This is a genomic window from Pseudomonas sp. Mn2068 (genome assembly GCF_049319725.1).
GTDB lineage: Bacteria > Pseudomonadota > Gammaproteobacteria > Pseudomonadales > Pseudomonadaceae > Aquipseudomonas > Aquipseudomonas gingeri.
Genome location: NZ_JBMOUG010000007.1, coordinates 293,268 through 315,832, shown reverse-complemented (window position 1 = coordinate 315,832; position 22,565 = coordinate 293,268). Strand labels below are relative to the sequence as shown.

General features: G+C 62.2%; 19 protein-coding genes, 1 tRNA gene and 2 pseudogenes. 9 read left to right on the top strand and 13 right to left on the bottom strand.

The features are described 5' to 3' along the window. Positions 1-34: 34 nt before the first annotated feature. The 6 genes from ACL9RJ_RS18390 to ACL9RJ_RS18365 all read left to right on the top strand — a co-directional run bounded on the left by ACL9RJ_RS18390 (position 35) and on the right by ACL9RJ_RS18365 (position 5,353). Positions 35-616, top strand: coding sequence for a hypothetical protein (locus ACL9RJ_RS18390; protein WP_146049236.1), 582 nt, complete (start codon positions 35-37; stop codon positions 614-616). Positions 617-653: 37 nt separating this feature from the next. Next, the gene (locus tag ACL9RJ_RS18385; protein WP_017129457.1) at positions 654-995 is read left to right on the top strand and encodes a hypothetical protein; all 342 of its coding nucleotides are present in this window, start codon (positions 654-656) and stop codon (positions 993-995) included. A 126-nt stretch (positions 996-1,121) separates the two neighbouring features. After that, entirely contained in the window at positions 1,122-3,908 is a 2,787-nt protein-coding gene (locus ACL9RJ_RS18380; protein ID WP_422765532.1) for a hypothetical protein, read from the top strand. Next, positions 3,895-4,491, top strand: a complete 597-nt coding sequence (locus ACL9RJ_RS18375) for a phage tail protein (RefSeq protein ID WP_158683279.1) — start codon at positions 3,895-3,897, stop codon at positions 4,489-4,491. The genes ACL9RJ_RS18380 and ACL9RJ_RS18375 overlap by 14 nt, the downstream gene beginning before the upstream one ends. Positions 4,492-4,550: 59 nt before the next feature. Continuing rightward, positions 4,551-5,210, top strand: a complete 660-nt coding sequence (locus ACL9RJ_RS18370) for a glycoside hydrolase family 19 protein (RefSeq protein WP_017129460.1) — start codon at positions 4,551-4,553, stop codon at positions 5,208-5,210. Positions 5,211-5,277: 67 nt separating this feature from the next. After that, a tRNA-Asn gene (locus tag ACL9RJ_RS18365) sits at positions 5,278-5,353 on the top strand. 136 nt (positions 5,354-5,489) lie between these two features. Here ACL9RJ_RS18365 and ACL9RJ_RS18360 read toward each other — a convergent pair. The 6 genes and pseudogenes from ACL9RJ_RS18360 to ACL9RJ_RS18335 form a co-directional block, all read right to left on the bottom strand. Next, positions 5,490-6,851 carry a cytochrome c gene (locus ACL9RJ_RS18360; RefSeq protein WP_017129461.1) on the bottom strand — a complete coding sequence of 454 codons (1,362 nt, stop codon included), beginning with the start codon at positions 6,849-6,851 and terminating at the stop codon, positions 5,490-5,492. A 12-nt stretch (positions 6,852-6,863) separates the two neighbouring features. Beyond that, positions 6,864-8,639, bottom strand: coding sequence for a GMC family oxidoreductase (locus ACL9RJ_RS18355; protein ID WP_042937110.1), 1,776 nt, complete (start codon positions 8,637-8,639; stop codon positions 6,864-6,866). A 2-nt stretch (positions 8,640-8,641) separates the two neighbouring features. Further along, positions 8,642-9,385 carry a gluconate 2-dehydrogenase subunit 3 family protein gene (locus ACL9RJ_RS18350; protein ID WP_017129463.1) on the bottom strand — a complete coding sequence of 248 codons (744 nt, stop codon included), beginning with the start codon at positions 9,383-9,385 and terminating at the stop codon, positions 8,642-8,644. Between the two features lie 162 nt (positions 9,386-9,547). Beyond that, positions 9,548-10,036: pseudogene (locus ACL9RJ_RS18345) on the bottom strand (methyl-accepting chemotaxis protein); the annotation flags it as partial. A 369-nt stretch (positions 10,037-10,405) separates the two neighbouring features. Continuing rightward, a pseudogene (locus tag ACL9RJ_RS18340) lies at positions 10,406-11,113 on the bottom strand (cache domain-containing protein); the annotation flags it as partial. Between the two features lie 241 nt (positions 11,114-11,354). Beyond that, the gene (locus ACL9RJ_RS18335) at positions 11,355-12,275 is read right to left on the bottom strand and encodes an alpha/beta fold hydrolase (RefSeq protein ID WP_422765531.1); all 921 of its coding nucleotides are present in this window, start codon (positions 12,273-12,275) and stop codon (positions 11,355-11,357) included. A gap of 108 nt (positions 12,276-12,383) precedes the next feature. On the opposite strand from ACL9RJ_RS18335, the gene ACL9RJ_RS18330 reads away from it, so the two are divergent. Both ACL9RJ_RS18330 and ACL9RJ_RS18325 read left to right on the top strand, forming a co-directional pair. Then, positions 12,384-13,280: a LysR substrate-binding domain-containing protein gene (locus ACL9RJ_RS18330; RefSeq protein ID WP_422765530.1), complete on the top strand. Its 897-nt coding sequence runs from the start codon at positions 12,384-12,386 to the stop codon at positions 13,278-13,280. 182 nt (positions 13,281-13,462) lie between these two features. After that, positions 13,463-14,083 carry a glutathione S-transferase family protein gene (locus ACL9RJ_RS18325; protein ID WP_017129467.1) on the top strand — a complete coding sequence of 207 codons (621 nt, stop codon included), beginning with the start codon at positions 13,463-13,465 and terminating at the stop codon, positions 14,081-14,083. A 13-nt stretch (positions 14,084-14,096) separates the two neighbouring features. Here ACL9RJ_RS18325 and lepB read toward each other — a convergent pair whose 3' ends face one another. The 3 genes from lepB to ACL9RJ_RS18310 all read right to left on the bottom strand — a co-directional run bounded on the left by lepB (position 14,097) and on the right by ACL9RJ_RS18310 (position 17,018). Then, entirely contained in the window at positions 14,097-14,765 is a 669-nt protein-coding gene (lepB, locus tag ACL9RJ_RS18320; protein WP_017129468.1) for a signal peptidase I, read from the bottom strand. 104 nt (positions 14,766-14,869) lie between these two features. Then, a complete protein-coding gene (locus tag ACL9RJ_RS18315) occupies positions 14,870-15,643 on the bottom strand; it encodes an L-iditol 2-dehydrogenase (protein WP_017129469.1) in 774 nt (257 codons plus the stop codon). 58 nt (positions 15,644-15,701) lie between these two features. After that, the gene (locus ACL9RJ_RS18310) at positions 15,702-17,018 is read right to left on the bottom strand and encodes an ABC transporter substrate-binding protein (protein WP_422765528.1); all 1,317 of its coding nucleotides are present in this window, start codon (positions 17,016-17,018) and stop codon (positions 15,702-15,704) included. A gap of 287 nt (positions 17,019-17,305) precedes the next feature. On the opposite strand from ACL9RJ_RS18310, the gene ACL9RJ_RS18305 reads away from it, so the two are divergent. Next, a complete protein-coding gene (locus tag ACL9RJ_RS18305) occupies positions 17,306-18,256 on the top strand; it encodes a helix-turn-helix domain-containing protein (RefSeq protein ID WP_017129471.1) in 951 nt (316 codons plus the stop codon). A 95-nt stretch (positions 18,257-18,351) separates the two neighbouring features. Here ACL9RJ_RS18305 and ACL9RJ_RS18300 read toward each other — a convergent pair whose 3' ends face one another. The 4 genes from ACL9RJ_RS18300 to ACL9RJ_RS18285 form a co-directional block, all read right to left on the bottom strand. After that, positions 18,352-19,686 (bottom strand): acetamidase/formamidase family protein, encoded by a 1,335-nt coding sequence (locus ACL9RJ_RS18300; RefSeq protein ID WP_017129472.1) that lies wholly within the window; start codon positions 19,684-19,686, stop codon positions 18,352-18,354. A 75-nt stretch (positions 19,687-19,761) separates the two neighbouring features. After that, positions 19,762-20,820 carry an alpha/beta fold hydrolase gene (locus ACL9RJ_RS18295; protein ID WP_422765527.1) on the bottom strand — a complete coding sequence of 353 codons (1,059 nt, stop codon included), beginning with the start codon at positions 20,818-20,820 and terminating at the stop codon, positions 19,762-19,764. 31 nt (positions 20,821-20,851) lie between these two features. Beyond that, complete coding sequence (locus ACL9RJ_RS18290; RefSeq protein ID WP_422765526.1) at positions 20,852-21,598, bottom strand: putative DNA-binding domain-containing protein; 747 nt, start codon at positions 21,596-21,598, stop codon at positions 20,852-20,854. Next, entirely contained in the window at positions 21,595-22,446 is an 852-nt protein-coding gene (locus tag ACL9RJ_RS18285; RefSeq protein ID WP_422765525.1) for a DUF692 domain-containing protein, read from the bottom strand. The genes ACL9RJ_RS18290 and ACL9RJ_RS18285 overlap by 4 nt, the downstream gene beginning before the upstream one ends. Between the last annotated feature and the right edge of the window lie 119 nt (positions 22,447-22,565).

The window sequence follows — 22,565 nt, the reverse complement described above, 5'->3', positions numbered from 1 at the left end:
CCCTTATGGCTGCCTTGCCGCCAGGATAATTCCCGTGACTCTACACGCTCGGACGTCCGCTCTCAGGGTTCTCAATCGCAGTCTTTGTGCCGTGCAGCTCAGGTTCTACCAGGAAAACTGCCTGATCTGGGACTCCTGGCTCGGTGCCGGTGCCGGCCTGTCGATTCCCGATCCCGAGGGCAGTGGCATCGATATCCGAGCCTATTTCACCGATGAAAACACTTGCGTGACCCATATGGCTCCCGCGCATCCGCCGGCAAAACCGGGACGTCTGGTCGCCAAGATGCAAGCCCGGGGGGATACCTACCAGTTCCGTCTCGACGACGAAGCACCAGGCACCGCCGAAGGTATCGAGCTGTACAACCAGTGTGCGGGCAGCGTGCGGTTTGAAGTCCGCTTCCTGCGCAGTCCTTTCGCCAGGACATTCGAGTTGCCGAGTAGTCGTAGCACTCTGCTGGCCGCAGCGGGCATGGAAGTCGTGGCCCTCGTCAATGGGGTCACCACCGCCCGTGTACCGATCAAGCAGTGGTACAGCGACCTTCTGATCGATACCCGGACACACCAGGGCAATACCAGCCCCATCATCAACCTGATAGTCCGCAGGCATCACCGATGATGCCCGACACCTACGCCTTCTGGCAGGAATGAACAACATGGCCGACCCGACAAAACTGACACTCACCGCCGACACTACGGACGCCCAGGTGACCTACCTGATAGCCGACGACAAGGATCAACTGACCATGCTGACGCTACCGCCCGGTGGCCAGGCGACTCACCCGACCGATCCGGACAGTGGCGGATGGCGCGCGTATGCCATCGTCACTTCGAACAAAACCAAGGTCAGCATCCTGACACCCGAACTGAGCCCGACCTCCGCCAACGCAACGCTTTTGTGCTCGGCAGTGGCGGACGAGGCCACGTACAGGCTGACACAGGTCACCCAGGGCGATGAGGCCAAAGCCGGCGACACCAGGCCGCCTCAAGACAACTGAACGCATCAAAAGGACAGCCCATACCGGACAGCGCTCTCATGCACGGCGCCAGCCGCCCTCTCCATGCCTTCGGAGTCAGGACAACTGGCCCAAACCGCTGCCCAGGACTTATTGCAGGAGCACACCATGAGCAACAACGAAGCGGTGGAGATGGCGCACCGACAGTCCCCATGGAAAATCGTCGCACGCGGCGGTATCGAGCTGGAAATCTCCTGGATCGTGGGCGATGACAAGACCTCAGTCAGTGGTCAGATCCTCTACCGCAACCTCAACGAAGCATACCCCTTCCAGCTCGGAACCCCTGCTCACCCGGAGCGCTGGGTGGAAAAAAAGGTAGGCAACATAGAAGTCACACTGACACTGGATATCGCCCCCGGGGAAGCGCACCTGATAGGCAACCTGCCCCTGAGCCATGACAAGTTTCTCAACACCGCCATTGGTGGCTGGTTACTGGACGCCCAACCTCACGAGCTCATTGACGAAGACGGGCAGTCATTCACCGAAATGCCTCACGAGGCCATGGATCTGCCGCCCTTCATCTGGCTGCATCCACTCACGCCGGGTGAACGCGCCGACATGCAACTGCGCTTCATCCGCCTCAAGTCACCGGAGAGCCTGCCGCTCTATACCAGCCTGAGCCAGTGCACCAATACGGCCGAAAAACAGGCCGCCGCCCTGGCGTTCGGCGGTTTCATCAGTGATATCTCGACCCTGCCGGCCCCCATCAACCGCTTTCCGGCACTACGCCTGGAGTTGCTGGCCACACTCCCCGGCGAACAGTCATTACCCGATATCTGGAAACAGACCGAGTTGCTGCTGGGTGAAGAGATCGATCATTTCCTCGCCAGCGCGGACTGGACCAGCAGTCAGGCCAGCGTCTGGCAAAGCCTGTTTGTCCTGGCCCTGACAGGTACAAGCCAACAGGCCGGTCTCGCAGCGCAGTTGATCGACATATTGCGTACAGGACACTTCCTCGACCGCCTGGAGCAGTGCGACCCCCGCCTCGAAGCCCCCGGGACACGGACACTGGTACTGTCGGCAATCACCGCACTTCCCGACGCCGTCACCACCACCGACCTGGCCCTTGCGGCGCCCGCGACCGACAGCACATGGAGCATACTGGGACCGGCCACGCTGAAGCGCGCGCACCAGTGCCTGCTGGGTTATAGCCCGGGGGAACTGGCCGATGTCGTCAACGTCATGCCCCATGAGCGCCAGGAACATCAGGAACAATCGCGCAGCTATCGCCAGGAGCACGACGACAACGACACCGAGCGGCAAAGCGTACGTGACCAGAGCCAGCAGACATCCGCCAGCAGCGACCTCACCAATGCCCTTCAGGAAGTCATGGCCAGCGAAGGGGTTGCACGCAACCTGAGCGATGTCTCACCGAGCTATGAAAACCTCAATGAGTACCTCAGCGGCAGTTGGACAGGCGCCAACGCCGGTGCCTCGTGGGCAGAGCAGGATCGCTCGCAACGGATACAACAACTGACCGAAAAGGCCGCCCGGCATATCGGCGATCGGGTGACCCGGCATCGTGGGCATGTCTGGCGGCAGGCCTGCGAGCGTCGCCGGAGCAGTCTGATCGACAATGCCGGCAACCAGCGTCTGGTTGGCATCTATCACTGGGTTGACAAGTTGATGCAGGTGCATTTGGTGGATATCGGCCGGCGCCTGGTGCTGGAGTTCAAGATAAAGGAACCCGCCCAGAGCTGGACCGAACAAGTTCTGCAGTCCTGTTCCCCACCCCTTTGCGCGCCCCTTTCCCTGGCCGACTCAACGCCTGCAATCGACAGTTACAGTGATGTGCTGCCGAGCAATTATCAGGCCCTGGGCGCACAATACGGGCTCAGCGACATGGCCCCACCGCCGGCGGACACGCGCCGAGTGGTCGTCACGGTCAACCAGATGCTGGTGGGTGACCTGAGCGTCCTGAGCGTTCCCAAAGGTTATCTGGGCGTTGACGGGCAGATGACCCTTGCCCTCCTGGACAATCAGCACAACCTGACCTGCGCCGTTGCCGGCCAGGTCCAGACTATTCCCGGCACAACGAGCACACCCGCGGTACTGACCGTCGTCACACCGAGCACCAACAGTTCGACCAGCGTGGGCAACGTGGTGATCACACCTACGCCGATGCCGGTCTCGCAGGTCAGCAGCGTGGAACTGCAGCATGTCGCAGGTCTCATCGGGGCTATTCCCGTGACAGCCATGTCGGCCGCCGCCGTCTGGGGTGTGACGCTCGAAGTGAACTGCAAGCGCGACACCACAAATGGCGACCCATTGCTGGTGTCCTGGCAAGTGCGTACCTACGAACGTCTGCAGCAGGCCTGGCAACAGGCCCAGGATGACTATCAGGCGGCACTGGCCCGACAGATCGCCAGTACCAGCGCCGGGCATACCACTGAAATACAGCGTACAACCCTGATGCAGGGCTGCCTGGCATTGCTGGCACCCGCCCCGGCTACCGACGCCGGGTACCTGGCGGCACAACTGCGCTGGACTGAAATGGGTTGGCATTACGAAGCGCAGATCGTTGGGGAGGACCCGGTGGGCGCTCTTGCCATCACCGCGTCCACCTCCGAAAAACTGTTCACGCGCTTCTTGCAAGCCAGCGTTGCCACCGCACGGATACCGGTCGCTCCGGGGCATGAGGCCCGACTGCTGTTTGCCCTGCAATTCCCCCAGCCCTGGATCGGTGATATCCACTGCACTCCCGTCACCGAAGGCACGCTCTTTTTGCTGGAAGAACTACAGGGACCAGAGCCCGACTACGTCGCGCGCACACGTCGGCGTTGGACCGTACGGCTACCGACCTCGCTGCTGTACTTGCAGCAAGGGGCGCAACTGCCGGCAATGCCGACCACCGCTCAAGAGCCGACACAGGCGATCAATCATGGACATGAATGATTGTTTCCCGGTGGGAGCGGTTGTCCCCTATGCGGGTCCCCTGGCCAGCTCCGATTCCGGGGATGGCGTCAACCTGGATCAGATCAGGACCAACCTTGCCCGCGCCGGTTGGTTGTTCTGTAACGGCGCCTCATTGAATCGTCAGGATTATCCGGAGTTGTTTGGTGTGATCGGCCAGGCATATGGCTACAAGGATGCCGATCATTTCAATCTGCCAGACCTGCGCGGTCGATTCATCCGGGGCGTCAGCGCCGATAGTTCGACAGACCCCGACAAAGATTCGCGCAAGGCATCGAGTTCCGATGGAAAAGGGGCGGTCGGCAATCGGGTCGGGACATTGCAGGCCGATGCCTTCCAGGGGCACGAACACCATTACACCGCCCTGGTCCAGAAAGGGCCGCCGGCAGTCGGGGAAGGTACGCCAGGCTGGATCCTCGACCCTGCCCCCAAAACCACCGCCGACATTGTCGAGGACACCAGCCCGGACTACGACACGCCACGCACGGCCAAGGAAACGCGCCCGGTCAATCTGTATCTCAACCACATCATTCGTTATCGGTATCGCATCCACCATCGCGGTTGAGCAAAACCGACAGCCCGCCGCGCAACACCGTGCAGACATAACTCTCAGAGGAAACAGGGATGACCATCACTCTAGAAGTATTACGGGCGATCCTGCCGAAATCGGGCGACTCCGCCGCCTTGTTCATCGCCCCTCTCAATGAAGCCATGCAGAGGTATGCAATCGACAGCCCGCTGCGTATCGCCGCCTTTCTCGCCCAGGTAGGTTATGAAAGTGAGCAGTTACGCATACTGAGCGAAAATCTCGACTACAGCGCAGCCCAGTTGATGCTTCTCTGGAAAAATCGCTTCAATTGCAAGACAGCCAATGAATGCGCGTACAAACCAGACATGATCGCCAACATCGCCTACGCTTCCCGCTACGGCAACGGGCTCGCCAATACGGGAGACGGCTGGAAATACCGCGGGCGCGGCCTGATTCAACTGACCTTCCGCGATAACTATCGCGATTGCGATGCAGAACTCGAACTGGGCCTGATCGACAACCCTGGCCAGCTTGCCGAGCCATCGGGAGCTGCGTTGTCCGCCGGCTGGTTCTGGAAATGCAACAATCTCAATCACCTGGCGGACCACAGGTGTTTTGAGGAAATCACCCAAATCATAAACGGCGGTTCGAATGGCGCAGACCAGCGACTGGCGCTTTACCACACCGCCCTGCAAGTGCTGAAAGTACCTGTCGAGTCAGATGCCGCCGATAACCCGACCCCTGACCGGAGATAGGTCGCGATTTGCGCGCATCACTTTCCAGGCTTGACTTCTCTTTTTATATCAGTAACATACATCTCATTCCGCGATAGCTCAGTTGGTAGAGCAAATGACTGTTAATCATTGGGTCCCTGGTTCGAGTCCAGGTCGTGGAGCCAGACAAGGTTGCGGGGAAGGCTTTAAAAATCTCTGAAACCACCGAAAAAACCGCCTTCTGGCGGTTTTTTCGTTTTGGCCACATCGGCAAGGCTGACGCCTTGCACGTCAGCCCACCCTCTTCAACTATCGCACCGCCTATGGCCTGGCGATATCCGTGCGCGAAACATCAGGTGACGACTTCGGCAAAGTGTCCCGCAGTTGCTTGACCTGTGCTGCGTTGACGGTCGGCGCCTGGTTGCCCCAACTGGTGCGGATGAAGCTCAGCAGTTGTGCCACTTCTTCATCCGACAGGCGCCAGGCGAAACCCGGCATCCCCAGCTCAGAAGGCGCGGTAGTGGTGGCAGGTAATTTACCGCCCGCCAGCACCAGGCGGATCATCGACACCGGATCTTCAGACAGCACCGACGAGTTACCGGCGATTTTCGGGAATACCCGCGCGTCGCCCTGACCGTTGGTACGGTGGCAGGCCGCACAGTTGTCGATGTACAGCTGCGCACCACGGCTGCCCTCCTGACCCGCAGCCAAGGCCTTGGCGGTGGCCGGGTCGGCGCTGAAACCCGATACCTGACGCTCGCCGGCAGGCAGCGTTTTCAGGTACGCCGCCATCGCGTGCAGGTCGCTATCGTTGAGGTTCTGGGTGCTGTGAACCACCACATCGCCCATCGCACCACCCAACACTGCATGGGTTTCGCTGCGGGCACTGCGCAGGGTCGCGACAATGTCGTCGAGGCTCCAACTGCCCAGGCCGTCCGCCGGACTACCGCGCAAATTCACTGCCAGCCAGCCATCGATCACTGGTCCACCAGACAAGTAGGCCGGACTGGACTCATCCTGCGCCTTCTCCTGCAAGGTCACCGCACGCGGTGTGTGGCAACTGCCGCAGTGGCCCAGGCCCTGGATCAGATACGCACCACGTGCCACCCCGGCGTCCTTGTAGCCATCGGCCTTGAACACCACCGCATCGGGGTCGGGCGCAAACACCTTGCGCCAGATCGCCAGCGGCCAGCGCATGGACAACGGCCACGGCACCGCGTTGGCGCGGTTCTCGGCATTGACCGGCGTGACGCCGTGCATGAAATAGGCGTAGAGCGCCCGCAGGTCATCGTCGTTGACCTTGGCATACGCCGGGTAAGGCATGGCGGGGTACAGGCTGCTGCCATTGGCCGCGATACCGTGACGAACCGCGCGGTCAAAATCCTCCAGTGAATAACCGCCGATACCTGTGGTTTTGTCTGGCGTAATGTTGCTGCTGTAGAGCGTGCCGATTGGCGAGGCAATCGCCAAGCCACCAGCGAACGGTTGCCCCCCCTTGGCGGTGTGACATGCCGTGCAATCACCTGCGTCAGCCAGGTAGCGCCCTTTCTCGATCAACGCGGCCTGCCCGGCTTCAGGTGCCGTTTGCAATGCCCGTGTGTGTGTCGGCCAGAAAGCGAACACCAACAATCCAACCAAAACCGCCACAGCCAATCCAACCAGGCTCAGGAGAAACTTTTTCATCGGTCTTTCTCCTTATGCCTGAACCAGCGGGCCGGGGTTTTTGAGGTACTGCTCACGAATCGCCGAGGCAGACCAATACGCCAGTGCGCCGACCATGCCGGTCGGGTTGTAACCGTTGTTTTGCGGGAACGCGTTGGCGCCTATGGCGAACACGTTATGCACGTCCCACGACTGCAAGTAGCGGTTCAATGCCGAGGTTTTCGGGTCGCTGCCCATGATCGCGCCACCACAGGTGTGGGTACTCTGGTACTTGGTGATGTTGTAGTGCTCACCCGGCTTCTTGGCGTCGCCGGCCATGGCGGTCGGGTTGAGGATCTTCGACATTTCCAACGCCTTGCCGACCAGGAATTGCGACGCCTTGATCTCGTTGTTGTGCCAGTCGAAGTTCATCCGCAGCAGCGGCCGACCGAAACCGTCCTTGTAGGTTGGGTCCAGGCTCAGGTAGTGCTGGCGGTAAGACATGCAGGCGCCCTGCACTTCGAAGTAGAACGAGTGACGGAACGCATCGCTGGCCGCCTGTTTCCACTGCGTGCCCCAGGCGGGCGTGCCCGGCGGTACGTTGATCCCGCGTACCGGGCCGGCACCCGGCTGGCGTGCCCAGATGATCCCACCGCCGACAAAACCGGCCTTGGCATTGTCCAGCTGGTTACCGTTGAGGTTGTCCATGGTGGTGCCCGCGCCGCCGATCCCGATGAATTGGTTGGCCTGCACTTCCTTGCCAAAAAACAGCACCACTCGGTTGAGGTTCTGGTAGGAGTAATTGCGCCCGATGGTGCCTTCACCGCTCAGTGGGTCGTAGGGTTTGCCGATCCCCGAGAGCAGCATCAAGTGCACGTTGAACAACGAAAATGCGCAGAGCAGCACCAGGTCGGCCTGTTGCTCCACTTCACGCCCCTGGGCATCCAGGTACGTCACACCAGTGGCCTTCTTGCCATCGCTGTCGAGATTGACCTTGAGCACTTGCGCATGGGTACGCAGTTCAAAGTTCTTGCGCTGGCGCAGCACCGGCAAGATGCTGATGTTCGGGCTGGCCTTGGAGTAGTTCAGGCAACCGTAATCACTGCAGAAACCGCAGGCGTTGCACGGGCCCATCTGGCAGCCGTAGGGGTTGACGTAAGGCGCCGATGCATTGGACGCAGGGATCGGGTACGGGTCCCACCCCATCTCGCGGGCCGCACCGTAAAACATCTCTGCACCAAGGTAATCACGGTTCGGGCCCAGCGGGAACTCACGCGAGCGCGACCCTTCGAACGGGTTGCCGCCCGCCTGTTTCACCCCTTGGATCACACCGGCCTTGCCGGACGTGCCACACACGTGTTCGAAATGATCGAAGTGCGGTTCGAGGTCTTCGTAGCTGACCGGAAAATCCTGGATGGTCATGTCGTCGGGAATGAATTTGGCGCCATAGCGCTGCTCGGTATTGCTGCGCAACTTGAAGTCTTCCGGCAGCGCGCGGAAGTGGCAGCCAGACCAGTGGCTACCTGCCCCGCCGACACCCGTGCCCGGTTTGAACGAGCCCATCTGCCGATACGGCACAGCCGTGGAGGTCAGGTTGTGCCGCGCGGTGACGGTTTCCTGGGACAAGCTTTGCAGGTACCGGCGATGTACCGAACCTTCAAGCTCATCGACCACTTTCGGGTAAGCGAAATCAGGCTGCGTGTCACGGTCGGCGCCGCGCTCAAGTACCACCACATGCAGTCCTGCATCGGTGAGCTCCTTGGCCATGATCGCCCCGGTCCAGCCCATACCTACAATCACTACGTCTGCTTTTGCCTTGATGTTCGCCATGCTCAACCCCTTCGCCCGGCCAGATCAACCGGCGGCAACGGGTACGGCTTGTCACGCACCGTTACCCAGTCCATGTAATCGGCACGCATGCCGGGATAACCGATCATCTTCCACGCCCCCATGTTTTTATTGCCGCCGTGGGACGGGTCGGCGAAATAGCCGTTGCGCACTTCGTTGAGCAGGTTGCTGAAAAACAGCTTCGAGGAAATGTCTTCCAGCGCCAGCTTGCCGCTCTCGGCGTTTTTCAACAGGTCTTCCTGCTGGGCGGTCGAGAGCTGGGCGAAGGCTTTGCCGGCGAAGTTTTTCTGGCAACTGGCGTCAATGGCCTTGATCCCGACCCGCAGGGTTTCGCGCAACGTGAGGCGGCCCTGGTAGCCAAACTCCGGCGCCGCTTCGATGAATGGCCCCTGCATGTACCAGATGCCGCCATTGGCATAGGGCGTCTGCATGTGCCGGTCGAGAAACTCCGGTACGCCGAGTTCGACGGCACCAGGGCCAACCTGATCGGACGGAATCAGGCGGTCGCAGGCTGCAATCAGGAAGGCCCACTCCTGCGGGGTGAAGAACGTCGGTTTGTAGTCAGCGACCTTGGCTGGTACCGGCGTACCGGTCTGGCTGTCGCTTGCCGGGGTCTGCGCGAAGGCGCCAGTGGAAAGGCCGGTACTGGCCAGTGTGACAACAGGGATCATCGTCAACGACTTGCGTAGAAAGTCGCGACGCCCTGGGGAGGTATCGTTCTCGGACATCGGTTACTCACTCCTGGGTCTAAACACGGGTGTACATGGGTTTTTCTTATGATTTGCCGTGGGAAACGGCAAATTGATTGCTACCTAATTATTATCAAGCTAACAAATAACCCGTAGCTAAAACGGTTATCACCACCTGTTTCAGGGTAATGGCGCACTTGTTCAGATCTTGAATTGGCGTACCAGGCCGTTCAGGTTGGCACCCAGCGAAGACACATCACGCATGGTGCGCGCGCTTTGCTCGGTTTCATCGGCCAGGCTTTCCACCGCGCCAGCAATCTGATGCACGCTGCGGTTGATCTCTTCGGCGACCGAGGTCTGCTCTTCGGCGGCACTGGCAATCTGCGCGTTCATCGCGTTGATCGTGCCGATCAGGTCCGAGATCGAATCCAGCGAAACCCCCACTTCGTTGGTCTGCTGGTTCGCACCCTCGCCGGCTTCGGTCGAACGATGCATCGCGGCGACCGAGGCAGTGGTACCCGCTTCCAGGCGCGTGATCATGTCCTGGATCTCTTGAGTGCTTTGTTGCGTGCGGCTGGCGAGTGCGCGAACTTCATCGGCGACCACCGCAAAACCACGACCGGCTTCACCAGCACGCGCGGCTTCAATCGCGGCGTTGAGCGCCAGCAAATTGGTCTGGTCGGCAATCGAGCGAATCACATCGAGCACCGAGACAATGGAGCGCACGTCCTGTTGCAGGTTGTCGAGGCTGGTACCGCTCAGGCGAATATCCGATACCAGTGCGCTCATTCCCTTGATGTTGTCGCCCACTACCTTGCGCGCGACATGGCCTTGCTGGTCGGTCTCTGCCGCAGCCTGGGCAGCACGCTGGGCACTGACCGCGACTTCCTGGGCTGCCGCCGACATTTCATGGATAGCGGTGGCGACCTGGTCGGTCTCGTTGCGCTGGCGCTGCATCGCTTGTTCAGAACGCAAGGTTTGCTGGGTCGCCTGATGCACCAGACCGTCGAGGTCGGTAGTCATCTTCGCCACCTGGCTGACCATGGTGTGGATCTTGTCGACGAACCGGTTGAACGAGGCGGCGAGATCACCCAACTCATCGTTGCTGGTGATCGCCAGGCGATGGGTAAGGTCACCGTCCCCGGCGGCAATGTCATCCAGGTTGGTCTTGAGCACACGCAGCGGGCGGACAACACCATTGGCGGTCCAGATACCGGCCGTTGCGGTTACCAGCAACAGCACCAGGGTCACCAGGAAGATGCTGCCCAGCAGAGCGCGGGTGCGTTCGGTTACCGCTGCCTGCTCCAGCACCATGGCGGCGTCGATGTCATCCATATTGATTGCGCTGCCGAGCACCATGTCCCATTTTTCCAGGTAAATGGTGTAGCCAAGCTTGGGCACCTGAACACTTTCCTGGCCTGGTTTTGGCGCGAAGTAATCGACGTAGTGCTTGCCGTTTTTAGCCACTTCGACAAAGGTCTGGTAGTGGAAGGAACCGTCCGGATCCTTGGTGTCCCAGAAGCTCTTGCCGATCCCGGCGGTGCTGTCGCCACGGAAGATGCGCACGCCTTTGGTGTCGTAACCGAAGAAGTAGCCTTCCTCCCCGAACTTTACCGGTTTGAGCAATTCGAGGGCCTTGTCACGGGCCGCCATATCGCCCTTTGCCGAGGCATCGTGCAGCGGCTTGATGGTGGTCAGGGCCACCTCGACATAGTTCTTCAGCACGTCACGATTGCGCTTGATCAAACCCTCCCGGGTTTCGAGCATTTGCTGGTCGGCAGTGCGCTGCAACATCCACGACGCAAGGCCGCTGATAATCAATGCGAACAACAACGAGGGGATGATAGCCAGACACAGCAATTTGCCTTTGACTGTAAGCTTCATGAACGATATGTCCTCCAGGTCAGTGTGGTTTTTCAGCGTATCGACCCGGTTAGAAATATCTTGATAAAAATGATGGCATTTTGACGTCAAAAATTAATCGACGTACTCCGCGTATGAAAATTCCTCAGCGCCTCTCCTCTATAACCGGCAGCTCCCGAGTCCCGGCCCTGAGAAACCTCAGGATCTCGTACGCGACAATCTCCGGTGCCTCACGCTGGGGAAAGTGCCCCGCTCCGTCGATCAGCACGCGTTCGTAGCGCGCCGAGAAGTAGCCTTCGCGTCCCTTGGAACTGTCCGGGTGATTGCAACTGTCCGCGCCACCGTGCAGCACCAGCGTGGGCACCGACAATACCGGTGCCGGGTTGAGCCTGGCTTCTTCGGCATGGGAGGCCGGGTCACCGTCGACGAAACCCCAGCGATGCCGGTAGGAATGCAATACCACCGCAGCCCAGTCCGGCCCTGCGAAGGCGCGACAGGCGGTCTGGAAATCCTGCTCCGTGTACCAGCCGGCGGGCGACCAGGTGTCCCACATCATGCGGGCGAAGACATTGCGCTCGTGCTCGACGACCTGCTGGCCGCGGGGTGTCGCTATGAACCAGTGGTACCAGTAATTGCGCGCCTGCTGCAGGGAAATCACCTGGTTCGGATCGTTGGTGCCGTAGCCGACCGACAGCATCACCAGCCCCGCGGCCACACCGGGCCTGAGTCCACAGGCATTGGCCACGGCCCTGGCGCCCCAGTCATGCCCGACCAGTACCGGACGATCGAGCCCCAGGGCATCGATGAAATCCAGCAGGTCCATGCCCAGCGCTGCCAGCGCGCCACTGCGCGGCGTATCGTCATGGCGAAAACGCGTCGGTGCAAAACCCCGGAGTGCCGGCGCCAGCACCCGGTAGCCGGCTTCGGCCAGATGGCCGGCAGTGCGTGTCCAGGTCTCGGGACTGTCCGGCCAGCCATGGACCAGCACGGCCACCCGGGCTCCAGCGGGGTTCCACTCCAGGTAGGCGATGTCCAGCAATGGCGTAGTGACAAATGAGTAGTTCATGGCGATTCCTGCGGAGTTGGCGGTTGTCTGGAGAAAGACTACCGTCGCCACCACGAATCATTCATGATGAGTAAAGGCCTATTATCAATTTTTCAAGTTGAATCAGTGATGAACACGGACCGCTCCCTCGTCGCCCTTTCCGCCTCCCTCGACATTGCCTTGCTGCGCACGTTTCTCACGGTGGTCGACACCCACAGCTTCGCCTCGGCCGCCGACCTGCTGGCGCTGACACCCTCGGCGGTGAGCGGGCATATCAAGCGCCTCGAAGACGATGTCGCGGTGAAGCTGCTGTCGCGTACTACGCGCCGCCTGTCCCTGACCGCCGAGGGCGAGATCCTCTACACCTATGCCCGCAATATCCTCAGCCTGGAACGCGAGGCCCGGGCAAAACTGCGGGGTACCCATATTCAAGGGCGGATCCGCGTCGGCTCCTCGGAAGACTTTGCCGGCACCTGGCTGGCCGCCGTGTTGCAGTCTTTCAGCCGCAGCCATCCACGGGCCTCCATCGAGTTGAAGGTCGGCATCACTTCCGATCTGGTGCAACAGCGGCAACTCGGCCAGCTCGACGTGGTGTTCGGCAAACAGTGCAGCCGGGTGGACGAAGGCGGCGAGTTGCTATGGGAAGAACCGCTGGTCTGGGCCTACGCCGCGAAAATCCCCCTGGATACCGCGATCCCCTTGCCCCTGGCCGTCTTTCCGGAACCTTGCGTCTACCGGGAGGCCGCCATCCAGGCGCTGGCCCTGGCGGGAACGCCCTGGCGCCTGGCGTTTGAAAGCAGCAGCATGGCCGGTTGCATTGCCGCGGCCCTGGCGGGCTTCGCCGTAACCCCGATTGCCCGCAGCCAGTTGCGCGACGGACTCAGGGAGCTGGGCCCGGCCGAGGGTCTTCCAGCGCTGGCGAACGCACGTTTCCATGCCTTTTCCGACCGCGCCGACCCGGCCATCCATGCGCTGATCGAGTCCGTGCAGGAGATCGGCAGGCGCCGGCGTTTCATCGATCAATAAGCTTCGACCTCCCCCCACGTATCACAGTGTGTACAGCCTTGCGCCGGACACACTGACTCAAGCTGTCGCCGCCAGCGGACACACCGTGGATACATCCACGCGATGAACTGTGCCGGTCCCAAGCCACCCGCACCGGGTGGCCCGATCATCACAGTGCAGGGTTCACCCAGGAGGTCATCATCATGAGCATCACCCTTTACGGCTACAGCGGCAGCACCTACGTGCGCACCGTCAGAATGCTTCTCGCCGAGAAAGGCGCGGACTATGAACAGGTTCCGGTCGATGTCCTCCAGGGCGAACCCCACTCTCCCGAACACCTGTTGCGTCATCCCTTCGGCAAGGTACCGGTGATCGACCATGACGGTTTCCGGGTGATCGAGAGCGGAGCCATCACCGCCTATCTGAACGAGGTGCTGCCGGGACCGTCACTGATACCGGAAACCGCCCGGGACCGCGCCCGTGCCAACATGGCCATCGGTATCTACGACTCCTATGGCTACGGTGCGCTGGTGTCGGTGGCCGGTTATCACCTGTTCCCCGACTTTATCGGCGGGCAGAACGAAGAATCCCGGCGCAACGGCATAGAGAACTCGCGCCGGGTCCTGCGCGAGCTGATGAAGATCAAGGGGCAAGACCGCTTTATCGCCGGGCCGAATGTTTCGCTCGCCGACTTCTACCTGGTGCCGTTCTGCACCTATATCGCCCTGACCCCGGATGCCGCGCAGGTATTCGACGTCGAGGGTTTTGCCCAGTGGTGGCAACAGGTGCAGGCCCTGCCCAGCTTCAAGGCGACGCTGCCCTGAAGCCTGTCCTGCCTCAGAGAATACGCTTGCCGGTGCGATCCAGGCGCGGCATCCAGTGCCCGAGGATATCGGCCGAAACCACGATGTGATGGGCCCGGCCGATCAGCAGGTGGCGTGGCACGAAACCGATATAACGCGAGTCGGCACTGTTGTCGCGGTTGTCGCCCAGCATGAAGTAGCTGTCCGCCGGCACGGTGATCGGCCCGAAATCCCGCGCGGCGGCAACGCCGCGCAGGAACTGGACCCGGCGCACGCTGCTGTCCGCCGCCTCGGTGACGGACACGCCGGGAATGCTCGTGTCGTGGGCACCCGGCTCGGCGATATCGCGCGCATCGCTGTAGTGGGCCGCCACACCGTTGACGAACAGCACCTCGTTGCGCATTTCCAGCACGTCGCCCGGCACCCCGACCAGCCGCTTGATCAGCCGCACGCCGTCCTTGGGCGAGGTGAAAGTCACCACATCGCCGCGCCGGGGAGTACCCAGGGCCGCGAGGGAGATATCGCTCAGCGGCAGCTTGAAGTCATAGGCCAGCCGGTTGACCAGCACCACATCGCCTTCAAGCAGGGTCGGTCGCATCGAACCCGACGGAATCGGGTTCCAGTCCGCCATGGAAGTCCGAAAGATGCCGAAGCACAGGAGAAAGATCAGCAGCCCGCGGTTATTGACGATCCAGCGCTTCATATCGACCTCTGAAAGGAATAACGTTTTCAGCGATTCTTGTAGCACCGTGCCTCGGGCCGAGCCAAGTCCCTTGTACGCCGATCAGCGAGTTTTCATGATCGCTGCTAGCTCATCCAGTTGCCGCCGTCGACGTTATAGGTTTGCGCCACGACGAAGTCGCTCTCGGCACTGGCCAGGAAGATCGCCATGCCGGTCAGGTCCTCGGCGGTGCCCATGCGGCCATAGGGCACTTCCTGTCCCACCAGTCGTTTCTTTTCCCCCAGCGGCCGCCCCTCATGCCTGGCGAACAGGGCATCGACACCGTCCCAGTGCTCGCCGTCGACGACGCCAGGCGCGATGGCATTGACGTTGATGCGATGGCCGATCAGGTTCAGGCCCGCCGATTGCGTCAGGCTGATCACCGCCGCCTTGGTGGCGCAATACACCGCCACCAGCGCTTCGCCGCGCCGTCCGGCCTGGCTGGCCATGTTGATGATCTTGCCGCCGTGGCCCTGGCTGATCATCTGCCGGGCAGCCGCCTGCAGGGTGAACAGGGTCCCGGCGACATTGATCGAGAACAACCGGTCATAACTGTCGCGGGTGATCTCGGTAATCGGCGCCAGGTCGAACAGCGCGGCATTGTTGATCAGGATGTCCAGCTTGCCGGCATGCCCGACCACCGTGGCGATGGCCGCGTCGATGGAGCCCTGGTCGGTCACGTCCATCTTCACCGCATAAGCGTTCGGTCCCAGTTCGGTGGCCGTGGCCCGGGCACGCGCCAGGTCGATGTCGGCGATCGCCACGGTGGCGCCTTCGCCGATGTAGGCCTGGGCGAACGCTCGCCCGATACCACGGGCAGCACCGGTCACCAGGGCACTCTTGCCTTCCAGTCGTTTCATTGAGGGTTCATCCATTGCGTCAGATTGGGGGAATGCGCCCGGCGACGGGCGCCGGCGATCAGCCCTTTTTCGGGTAACCCGCACGTTTCATTTCACGCTCGGTATTGGCCTGGGCTTCGGCCAGGGCCTGCTCGACCGTCACCTGCCCGGTCAGCGCCGCCGAGAACGACTTGCCGACCGAAGTGCCGATGGCCTGGAACTCGGGAATGGTCACGTACTGGATCCCCACATACGGCACCAACTGCGCCGAGGGGTGCGTCGGGTCGGCGTGCTGCATCATCTGCAGGGTCACCCTGGCGAACGGCGCGGCCTTCAGGTAGGCGTCGCTGTAGGTGGACAGGCGGGTGCCCGGTGGTACGTTGGTGATGCCATCGGTGTCGGTGACCAGCTGGATATATTGCCTGGAGGTCGCCCACGCCACGAAGGCCTTGGCCGCCTCCTTGTGCCGCGAGGTGGTGGGTATCGCCAGCGACCAGGCGTACAGCCATGAGGAGCCCTTGTCGGTCGCCTGCGTCGGCGCCGCGACAAAGCCGACGTCGTCGGCCACCTTGCTCTGCGCCTTGTCGGTGGTGAAGGAACCGGCGACGCTGGCATCGACCCACAGCGCACACTTACCGCTGTTGAACAGCGCCAGGGTTTCGTTGAAGCCATTGCTCGATACGCCGGGCGGACCGTATTTTTTCAGGGTATTGACGTAGAAATCGGCGGCGGCGGTCCATTCCGGGCTGGTCAACTGCGGCTGCCACTGTTCGTTGAACCAGCGCGCACCAAAGGCATTGGCCATGGTGCTCAGCAGCGCCATGTTCTCGCCCCAGCCGGCCTTGCCCCGCAGGCACATGCCGTATTGCTCCTTGTCCGGCTGATTGAGCCTGGCGGCGAATTCGCCGAGCTGGGTCCAGGTCGGATGCTCGGGCATGCTCAACCCGGCCTGCCTGAACAGGTCGGTGCGGTAATAGGTGACCGTACTTTCGCCATAGAACGGCAAGGCATACAGCGTACCGCCGACCGACAGGCCCTGGCGCACCGAGGGGAAAATGTCCTCGACATCATAATCGGCGGGCAACCCGGTCATCGGCTCCAGCCAGTGCTTGGCCCCCCACAGCGGTGTTTCGTAGGTGCCGATGGTCAAGACGTCGAACTGGCCGCCCTGGGTGGCGATATCGGTGGTCAGGCGCTGGCGCAGGACGTTTTCTTCCAGCACCACCCAGTTCAGCTTCACCTCGGGGTGCTGTTGCTCGAATACCCTGGACAGGCGTTGCATGCGGATCATGTCACCGTTGTTGACGGTGGCGATGGTCACGGTCTCGGCGGCCTGGCAGGCCCAGGCGGCCGAGAGGCCAGCGGACAGGGCAAGCGCGGTGGCAATCAACTTCATCGTGTTCTCCGGCCTGGGCGCCAGGCACTGTTATTTTTGTTGTTGACCACGGCCGGACGAACGCTGGCCAGCGGTGGCGGACGCTTCGATTACAGCAACTTCCACCGGGACGGACAAACGAATCGGGGATGCCCTTCCGATACTTTTTTAACCGGCCACGGTGAAGCCCCCGGCGATCAAAAAAGTACCGGTCGTGGGCAGGACAGGCGCTAGCGAACCCGGGTGGAGACGGCGTATGGTCAAGGGCTGCACGACAATGAGCTGCATAACAACAAGAGGCACAAGCCATGGCTGACAGTCGAACAGCCCTGTTCGAGCAACGACCGGCCGAGCTGGAAGTGATCCTGCCGCAACCCGACCACGGCTTTCGCTGGCATGAACACGACTATCCTTCGCCGCTCGCCCGCTGGAACCATCATCCCGAATTCGAGCTGCACCTGATCCGCCATGGCAGCGGCAAGCTGGTGGCGGGCGACTACATCGGTGCGTTCGGTCCCGGCCATGTCGCGCTGATCGGTCCCGACCTGCCCCATGACTGGATCGGCGACCTGACGCCCGGCGAGTACCTGGTGGGCCGCGATGTCGTCCTGCAATTCGACGGCGCCGCCCTGCTCGCCCTGCGTGCCACGCTACCGGAACTGGGGAGCCTGCAGAGCCTGTTCGAACGCGCCCGGCGCGGCCTGGAGTTCACTGGCGCGACCGCGTTGCAGGCTGCCCGGCTGATGGAGCAGATTGGCCGCGCCGAGGGCCTGGAGCGCCTGATCCTGTTCCTGCAACTGATCAATACCCTGGTGCAGGCTCCGGAGCCGGAGGTGCATCTGCTGGCCAGCGTCTGTTATGCCCCGAGCCTGGATGCACGCAGCTCCGAACGGATTCACAAGGCCTTCGACTACCTGCTGACGGAACTGACCGGCGACCTGCGGCTGTCGGTCATCGCCCAGCGCCTGGGGATGAGCGAGCCGGGCTTTTCCCGCTTCTTCAAGCGCATCACCGGGCACGGCTTCATCGACCTGATGCGCAAGTTGCGGGTGCAACGTGCCTGTCGGTTGTTACTGCAGAGCGAGATGTCGGTGGCCGATATCTGCTTCGAAGTCGGTTACGGCAACCTGTCCAACTTCAACCGGCACTTTCGCTTCGAGATGAACCAGACGCCCAGCGACTATCGGCGTGGAGCGGCCATGACTCTGCTCCGGCACAACGGCGCCTACCCGTCCCTGCCTGTGGGTCAGCGGCATTGAGCAGGCGAAAAAAACGGCCCCGATCGAAGAGCCTGATCGGGGCCGGGGATACAGACGTCTATCCAGACTTGCAGGGAGCACTGCGTGATGGAGGTCTAGGCCAACTGATACTTTTCCCGCACCAGATGGCCGATGCCCATCCGGTCCAGCACCGGCAACGGACACAGGAAGGTCACCCGTACGGTACCGGGCAAGCGGCTGATGTCGATGGAACCGTTGAGCGTGGCACGATTGAGCACTTCATCGTAAGGCAGGCCGGTGGCCGCGGCGGCACGACGCAAACCGTTCTCCGTCGCCACATTGAGGTTCACGCCACTGCCGATAAAGGTGATCGGGCCGCTCTCCTCGACCTCGTGCTGGCCCCACAGGGCCCCCAGCTCACGGACCTTCTGGCGCTGTTCGGCGTTCATCGGCCGGGCCATGGGCGGCAGGTCATCGAGATTCTGCAACAGGATCGGGCCATCGATCGCCAGCCCCTTGATCACCTCTACCGTCAGTTCGGTTTCGCCGGAGACGTCGGTGGCATGCCCGGCGATTTCGCCATTGCCCTGCTGCGCATGCATATCCCCCATGTACACGCCGGCCCCCGGCACTTTCACCGGGCAGATCAGCACGCAGCCTTCGCGGACCGAGTTGGTGTCCATGTGGCCGTCGGTCTTGGCTTCGTGCAGTTGCTCATGGGTCATGCCATAACGATGGGGCGCGCCCACGAGGTACTGGCCGAAATCCGCGCAGTTGTGCGAGTCCGGCAGGTCCCGCGACGGTGTGGTGCCGATGTTGCCGAGAAACGGCCGCATGTGTGCCGCCAGTCCCGGAATGTCGGCACGGGCCAGTGACAGGATCGAATGCTGTGCAGCCATGTCCGGCAACGCCGACATCTGCGCGGCATTGCCCGCCAGCCGGTCGGCGACCGCCTGGTTGACGGTGAGACTGACCTGGTTCTCGGCATCCAGCACGATCACGTAGCCATGGCTGAAACGAAACGCGCTGACTTCCGCACCGCAGTTGTTGCAACGGATCGCGTCCTCGCCGATGCCCTCGACATGGCTGGCCGGATGTTCGGTACCGCAGGCCGCGCAGAACTTGGCGACAAACGGATCGCCGTGATAACGCCCTTCGACAAAGCTCATCACGCCCGAGGACGTCGCCAGGGAAGTGACTCGCATGCGGCGGATCTTCAGGGCGACGGCATCGCCCACTTCGGCGCCGGCAATCGCCACTGGCTGCGTCACTTCATGGCCACCCTGGAAGGCCGGCGTGATCATCGGCCCCCAGCAGCCCGGCGGCGTGCCGGTAATCAGGGTGCCGCCATCGGCCAGCGGGCCGAGCATGGCCTGGCTCGGGCCGATCAGGCCCTGGGTGTAACTGTCGACACGCAAACGGTCTACCGGCGTCGGTGCGGCGCTTGCTTCAGAGAGGGTGTTGTTCATGTTCTATCTCCTTGCCTCCACGGATACGGAGGGATCAACCAGGGGTGGGACAACAGGCTGCGCCGGGGCAGCCGATCAGGTTCGCCATTTGCCGCCGCGCACCAGTTCGGTCACGGCGTCGGCAAACACCTTGGGGGCTTCCTGGGGCAGGTTGTGACCCACGCCGGGAACCTGCCGATGACTGCGCGGACCGCTGAAACGCGGCGCCGAGGCCTTGCCGTCGGTGGCCGCGATCACGCCATCGGCGACACCGTCGAGGGTGATGGTCGGCACGCTGATCGCCGGCAACAGCGCGAGCTTCTGCTCGGCCTCGGCGTAATCCGGATAACCCGCCGCCAGCCCCATGCGATGGCGATAGGAATGGATGACTACGTCGACATAGTCGGGGTTGTCAAAGGCCTCGGCCGCGCGGTCGAAGGTGCGGTCATCGAAGTGCCAGGTCGGCGAGTTGTTGCGCCAGAGGATCCGCGCGATATCGCGACGGTTCGCCTCGAGCCCCGCGCGACCGCGCTCGGTCTGGAAGTAATGCTGGTACCAGAGTCCCCATTCGACATGCGCCGGCAGCGGGCTGGCAGCCTTGGCGATGTCCTGGATCAGGTAGCTGTTGACCGAGACCAGGCCGACCACGCGACTCGGACGCAAGGCCGCCGCGACACAGGCCGCACGACCGCCCCAGTCGTAGCCGGCGAGCACCGCCTCGGGGATATGCAGCGCATTCATCAGGTCCAGTACATCCTGGCCGAGCGCCGCCTGCTGGCCCGAACGTGGCGTGGCACTGTCGAGGAAACGGGTGCTGCCGTGCCCGCGCAGGTGCGGCACGACCACTCGAAACCCCTGGGCCGCGAGCAGTGGCGCGACCTCGACATAACTGTGGATGTCGTAGGGATAACCATGCAGCAGGATCACCGGCCGACCGTTCTCCGGGCCGGTCTCGTGGTAGCCGATATCCAGCAGGTCGGTACTGACCTGGCGAATCGGAAAACGCGTCAGCGGCTTGCTCGACCGATGCTGGTAAGGCGCCGTGCCCTGGCTCGCCGACGCCAGTGCCGGGGTCATATCCGCCAGGCCGATGGCCGCCGCTCCGGCAGCGGCGGACAGCAGGAAACGACGACGATTGAACGGGTACTCGGACATGATGGGGTTCCTCGGATCAGGGGGACAGGAATCAGGTGATATCGACGATCAGTTCGCTGGCGAGCCAGCCGGCCAGCAGCGCACCGGCCCGGGCAACGCCCTCGGTTTCACCGAGGCGCTCGACCAGCCACTCGCACAGGGCGGCGAAACTGCCGTTGGCCTGCAGGTGCAGCAAGGCTTCGTATTCCAGTTGCTCCAGCGGACGCAGCCGCGAGGTGAATTGCCGACGCCAGACGATCACCCCGCCCGGTTCGGCGAGCATCTCGCTTTCCGGTGGTGTCGCCTCGTCACACAACGCGGACCAGATCGCCTCGGCGTTGGTGGTCAGGGCATGGCTGCGCAAGGACGGCGCCAGGCGCAGCCGCGCCGAATCCCAGTCGATCGTCGCCAGGGCCTCCAGTGACAGGGCCTCGGCATCCGCGGCGACAAACGCGTCATTGAGTGCCGCCTCGATCCAGGCCAGCTCCTGGACATCCGGGTTGTTCGGGAACAGCTCCACCAGGCTGGCGTGAAAACCCTCGGGATAGGCATCCAGGGTCCAGGCGTGGGGCGGTTGCCGGTCGATATGACTGACCGCTGCGGCGAGGAACGCCTCGTCGCCGAGCCAGCGGCGCAATTGCGTAAACGCCTGTTCCAGGCAACCCACCAATTGCGCACGATAGTTGTTCTGGTACACCGCCAGGCCCGCGGCCACGTTGCTGCCGAGGCGTCGCGCGACACTCTCGTCCGCGCTGACCAGCCAGTGATGGAACTCGCGTTGCAACTCGGCCAGGTTCATGACGCCCTCCTTGAGCAGCCGCGGGTGTCCAGCGAGCCGAGGGCACGGGCCATGTCCAGCTCCTTGAGCAGGTCGGCCAGCGGCGGGATCCGGTCGTCCCGCTCGATCATGGTGGCGACCGGGCCGAAGCGTGAAACCGCCAGGGCGTAGAGTGCCCAGACCTCCTGGCAGACCGGACTGTCGTGGGTGTCGATCAGCAACTCGGCCCCCTGGCTGTGTCCGGCTAGGTGGATCTGTCGCACGCGATCAGCCGGCAGGCCGTCGAGAAAGGCCAATGCGTCGAAACCGTGGTTGGTCGCACTGACGAAGATATTGTTGACGTCGAGCAACAGCCCGCAGCCGGTGCGCTCCGACATCCGCGCGATGAACTCCCATTCGGTCATCGTCGCACCGTCGAAGGCCAGGTAGCTCGACGGGTTCTCGAACAGCATCGCCCGGCCAAGGAAATCCTGGGCCATGGAAATATTGCGGCAGACGCTGTCCAGGGCCTCTTCGGTATAGGGCACCGGCAGCAGGTCATGGGAGTTGAACCGGTCGATGCGCGACCAGCTCAGGTGATCGGAAACGAACAGCGGATCGATCTCGTCGACCAGCGCCTTGAGGCGGCGCAGGTAGTCGGGGTTGAGCCCGTCCGCCGAGCCGATGGACATCGACACGCCATGCAACGCCACCGGATGCCGCTCGCGGATCTGGCGCAGGATATGCCGGGGCTGGCCGCCCGCGACCATGAAGTTCTCGGAGATGACCTCGACGAAATCGACAGGGACCTCGGTCTCCAGGAAATCCCGATAGTGTTCCTTGCGCAGACCCAGGCCGTAGCCCGGAAAAACAGGAATGGAGATGGACATTGCGCGTGCTCGGCTTGAGAGAAAGGGAAGACCGACCGAAGAACACCACGCCCCTGTGGGAACCGGCTTGCTGGCGATACAGACGACACGGTCTGGCAGACACAAGGCGTCGATACCCT

Excerpts from the sequence above, each read along its gene's own strand:
- ACL9RJ_RS18385 (WP_017129457.1), top strand. The coding sequence starts at position 654 with ATGGCCGACCCGACAAAACTGACACTCACCGCCGACACTACGGACGCC.
- ACL9RJ_RS18380 (WP_422765532.1), top strand. The coding sequence starts at position 1,122 with ATGAGCAACAACGAAGCGGTGGAGATGGCGCACCGACAGTCCCCATGG.
- ACL9RJ_RS18375 (WP_158683279.1), top strand. The coding sequence starts at position 3,895 with ATGGACATGAATGATTGTTTCCCGGTGGGAGCGGTTGTCCCCTATGCG.
- ACL9RJ_RS18370 (WP_017129460.1), top strand. The coding sequence starts at position 4,551 with ATGACCATCACTCTAGAAGTATTACGGGCGATCCTGCCGAAATCGGGC.
- ACL9RJ_RS18360 (WP_017129461.1), bottom strand. The coding sequence starts at position 6,851 with ATGAAAAAGTTTCTCCTGAGCCTGGTTGGATTGGCTGTGGCGGTTTTG.
- ACL9RJ_RS18355 (WP_042937110.1), bottom strand. The coding sequence starts at position 8,639 with ATGGCGAACATCAAGGCAAAAGCAGACGTAGTGATTGTAGGTATGGGC.
- ACL9RJ_RS18350 (WP_017129463.1), bottom strand. The coding sequence starts at position 9,385 with ATGTCCGAGAACGATACCTCCCCAGGGCGTCGCGACTTTCTACGCAAG.
- ACL9RJ_RS18335 (WP_422765531.1), bottom strand. The coding sequence starts at position 12,275 with ATGAACTACTCATTTGTCACTACGCCATTGCTGGACATCGCCTACCTG.
- ACL9RJ_RS18330 (WP_422765530.1), top strand. The coding sequence starts at position 12,384 with ATGAACACGGACCGCTCCCTCGTCGCCCTTTCCGCCTCCCTCGACATT.
- ACL9RJ_RS18325 (WP_017129467.1), top strand. The coding sequence starts at position 13,463 with ATGAGCATCACCCTTTACGGCTACAGCGGCAGCACCTACGTGCGCACC.
- lepB (WP_017129468.1), bottom strand. The coding sequence starts at position 14,765 with ATGAAGCGCTGGATCGTCAATAACCGCGGGCTGCTGATCTTTCTCCTG.
- ACL9RJ_RS18315 (WP_017129469.1), bottom strand. The coding sequence starts at position 15,643 with ATGAAACGACTGGAAGGCAAGAGTGCCCTGGTGACCGGTGCTGCCCGT.
- ACL9RJ_RS18310 (WP_422765528.1), bottom strand. The coding sequence starts at position 17,018 with ATGAAGTTGATTGCCACCGCGCTTGCCCTGTCCGCTGGCCTCTCGGCC.
- ACL9RJ_RS18305 (WP_017129471.1), top strand. The coding sequence starts at position 17,306 with ATGGCTGACAGTCGAACAGCCCTGTTCGAGCAACGACCGGCCGAGCTG.
- ACL9RJ_RS18300 (WP_017129472.1), bottom strand. The coding sequence starts at position 19,686 with ATGAACAACACCCTCTCTGAAGCAAGCGCCGCACCGACGCCGGTAGAC.
- ACL9RJ_RS18295 (WP_422765527.1), bottom strand. The coding sequence starts at position 20,820 with ATGTCCGAGTACCCGTTCAATCGTCGTCGTTTCCTGCTGTCCGCCGCT.
- ACL9RJ_RS18290 (WP_422765526.1), bottom strand. The coding sequence starts at position 21,598 with ATGAACCTGGCCGAGTTGCAACGCGAGTTCCATCACTGGCTGGTCAGC.
- ACL9RJ_RS18285 (WP_422765525.1), bottom strand. The coding sequence starts at position 22,446 with ATGTCCATCTCCATTCCTGTTTTTCCGGGCTACGGCCTGGGTCTGCGC.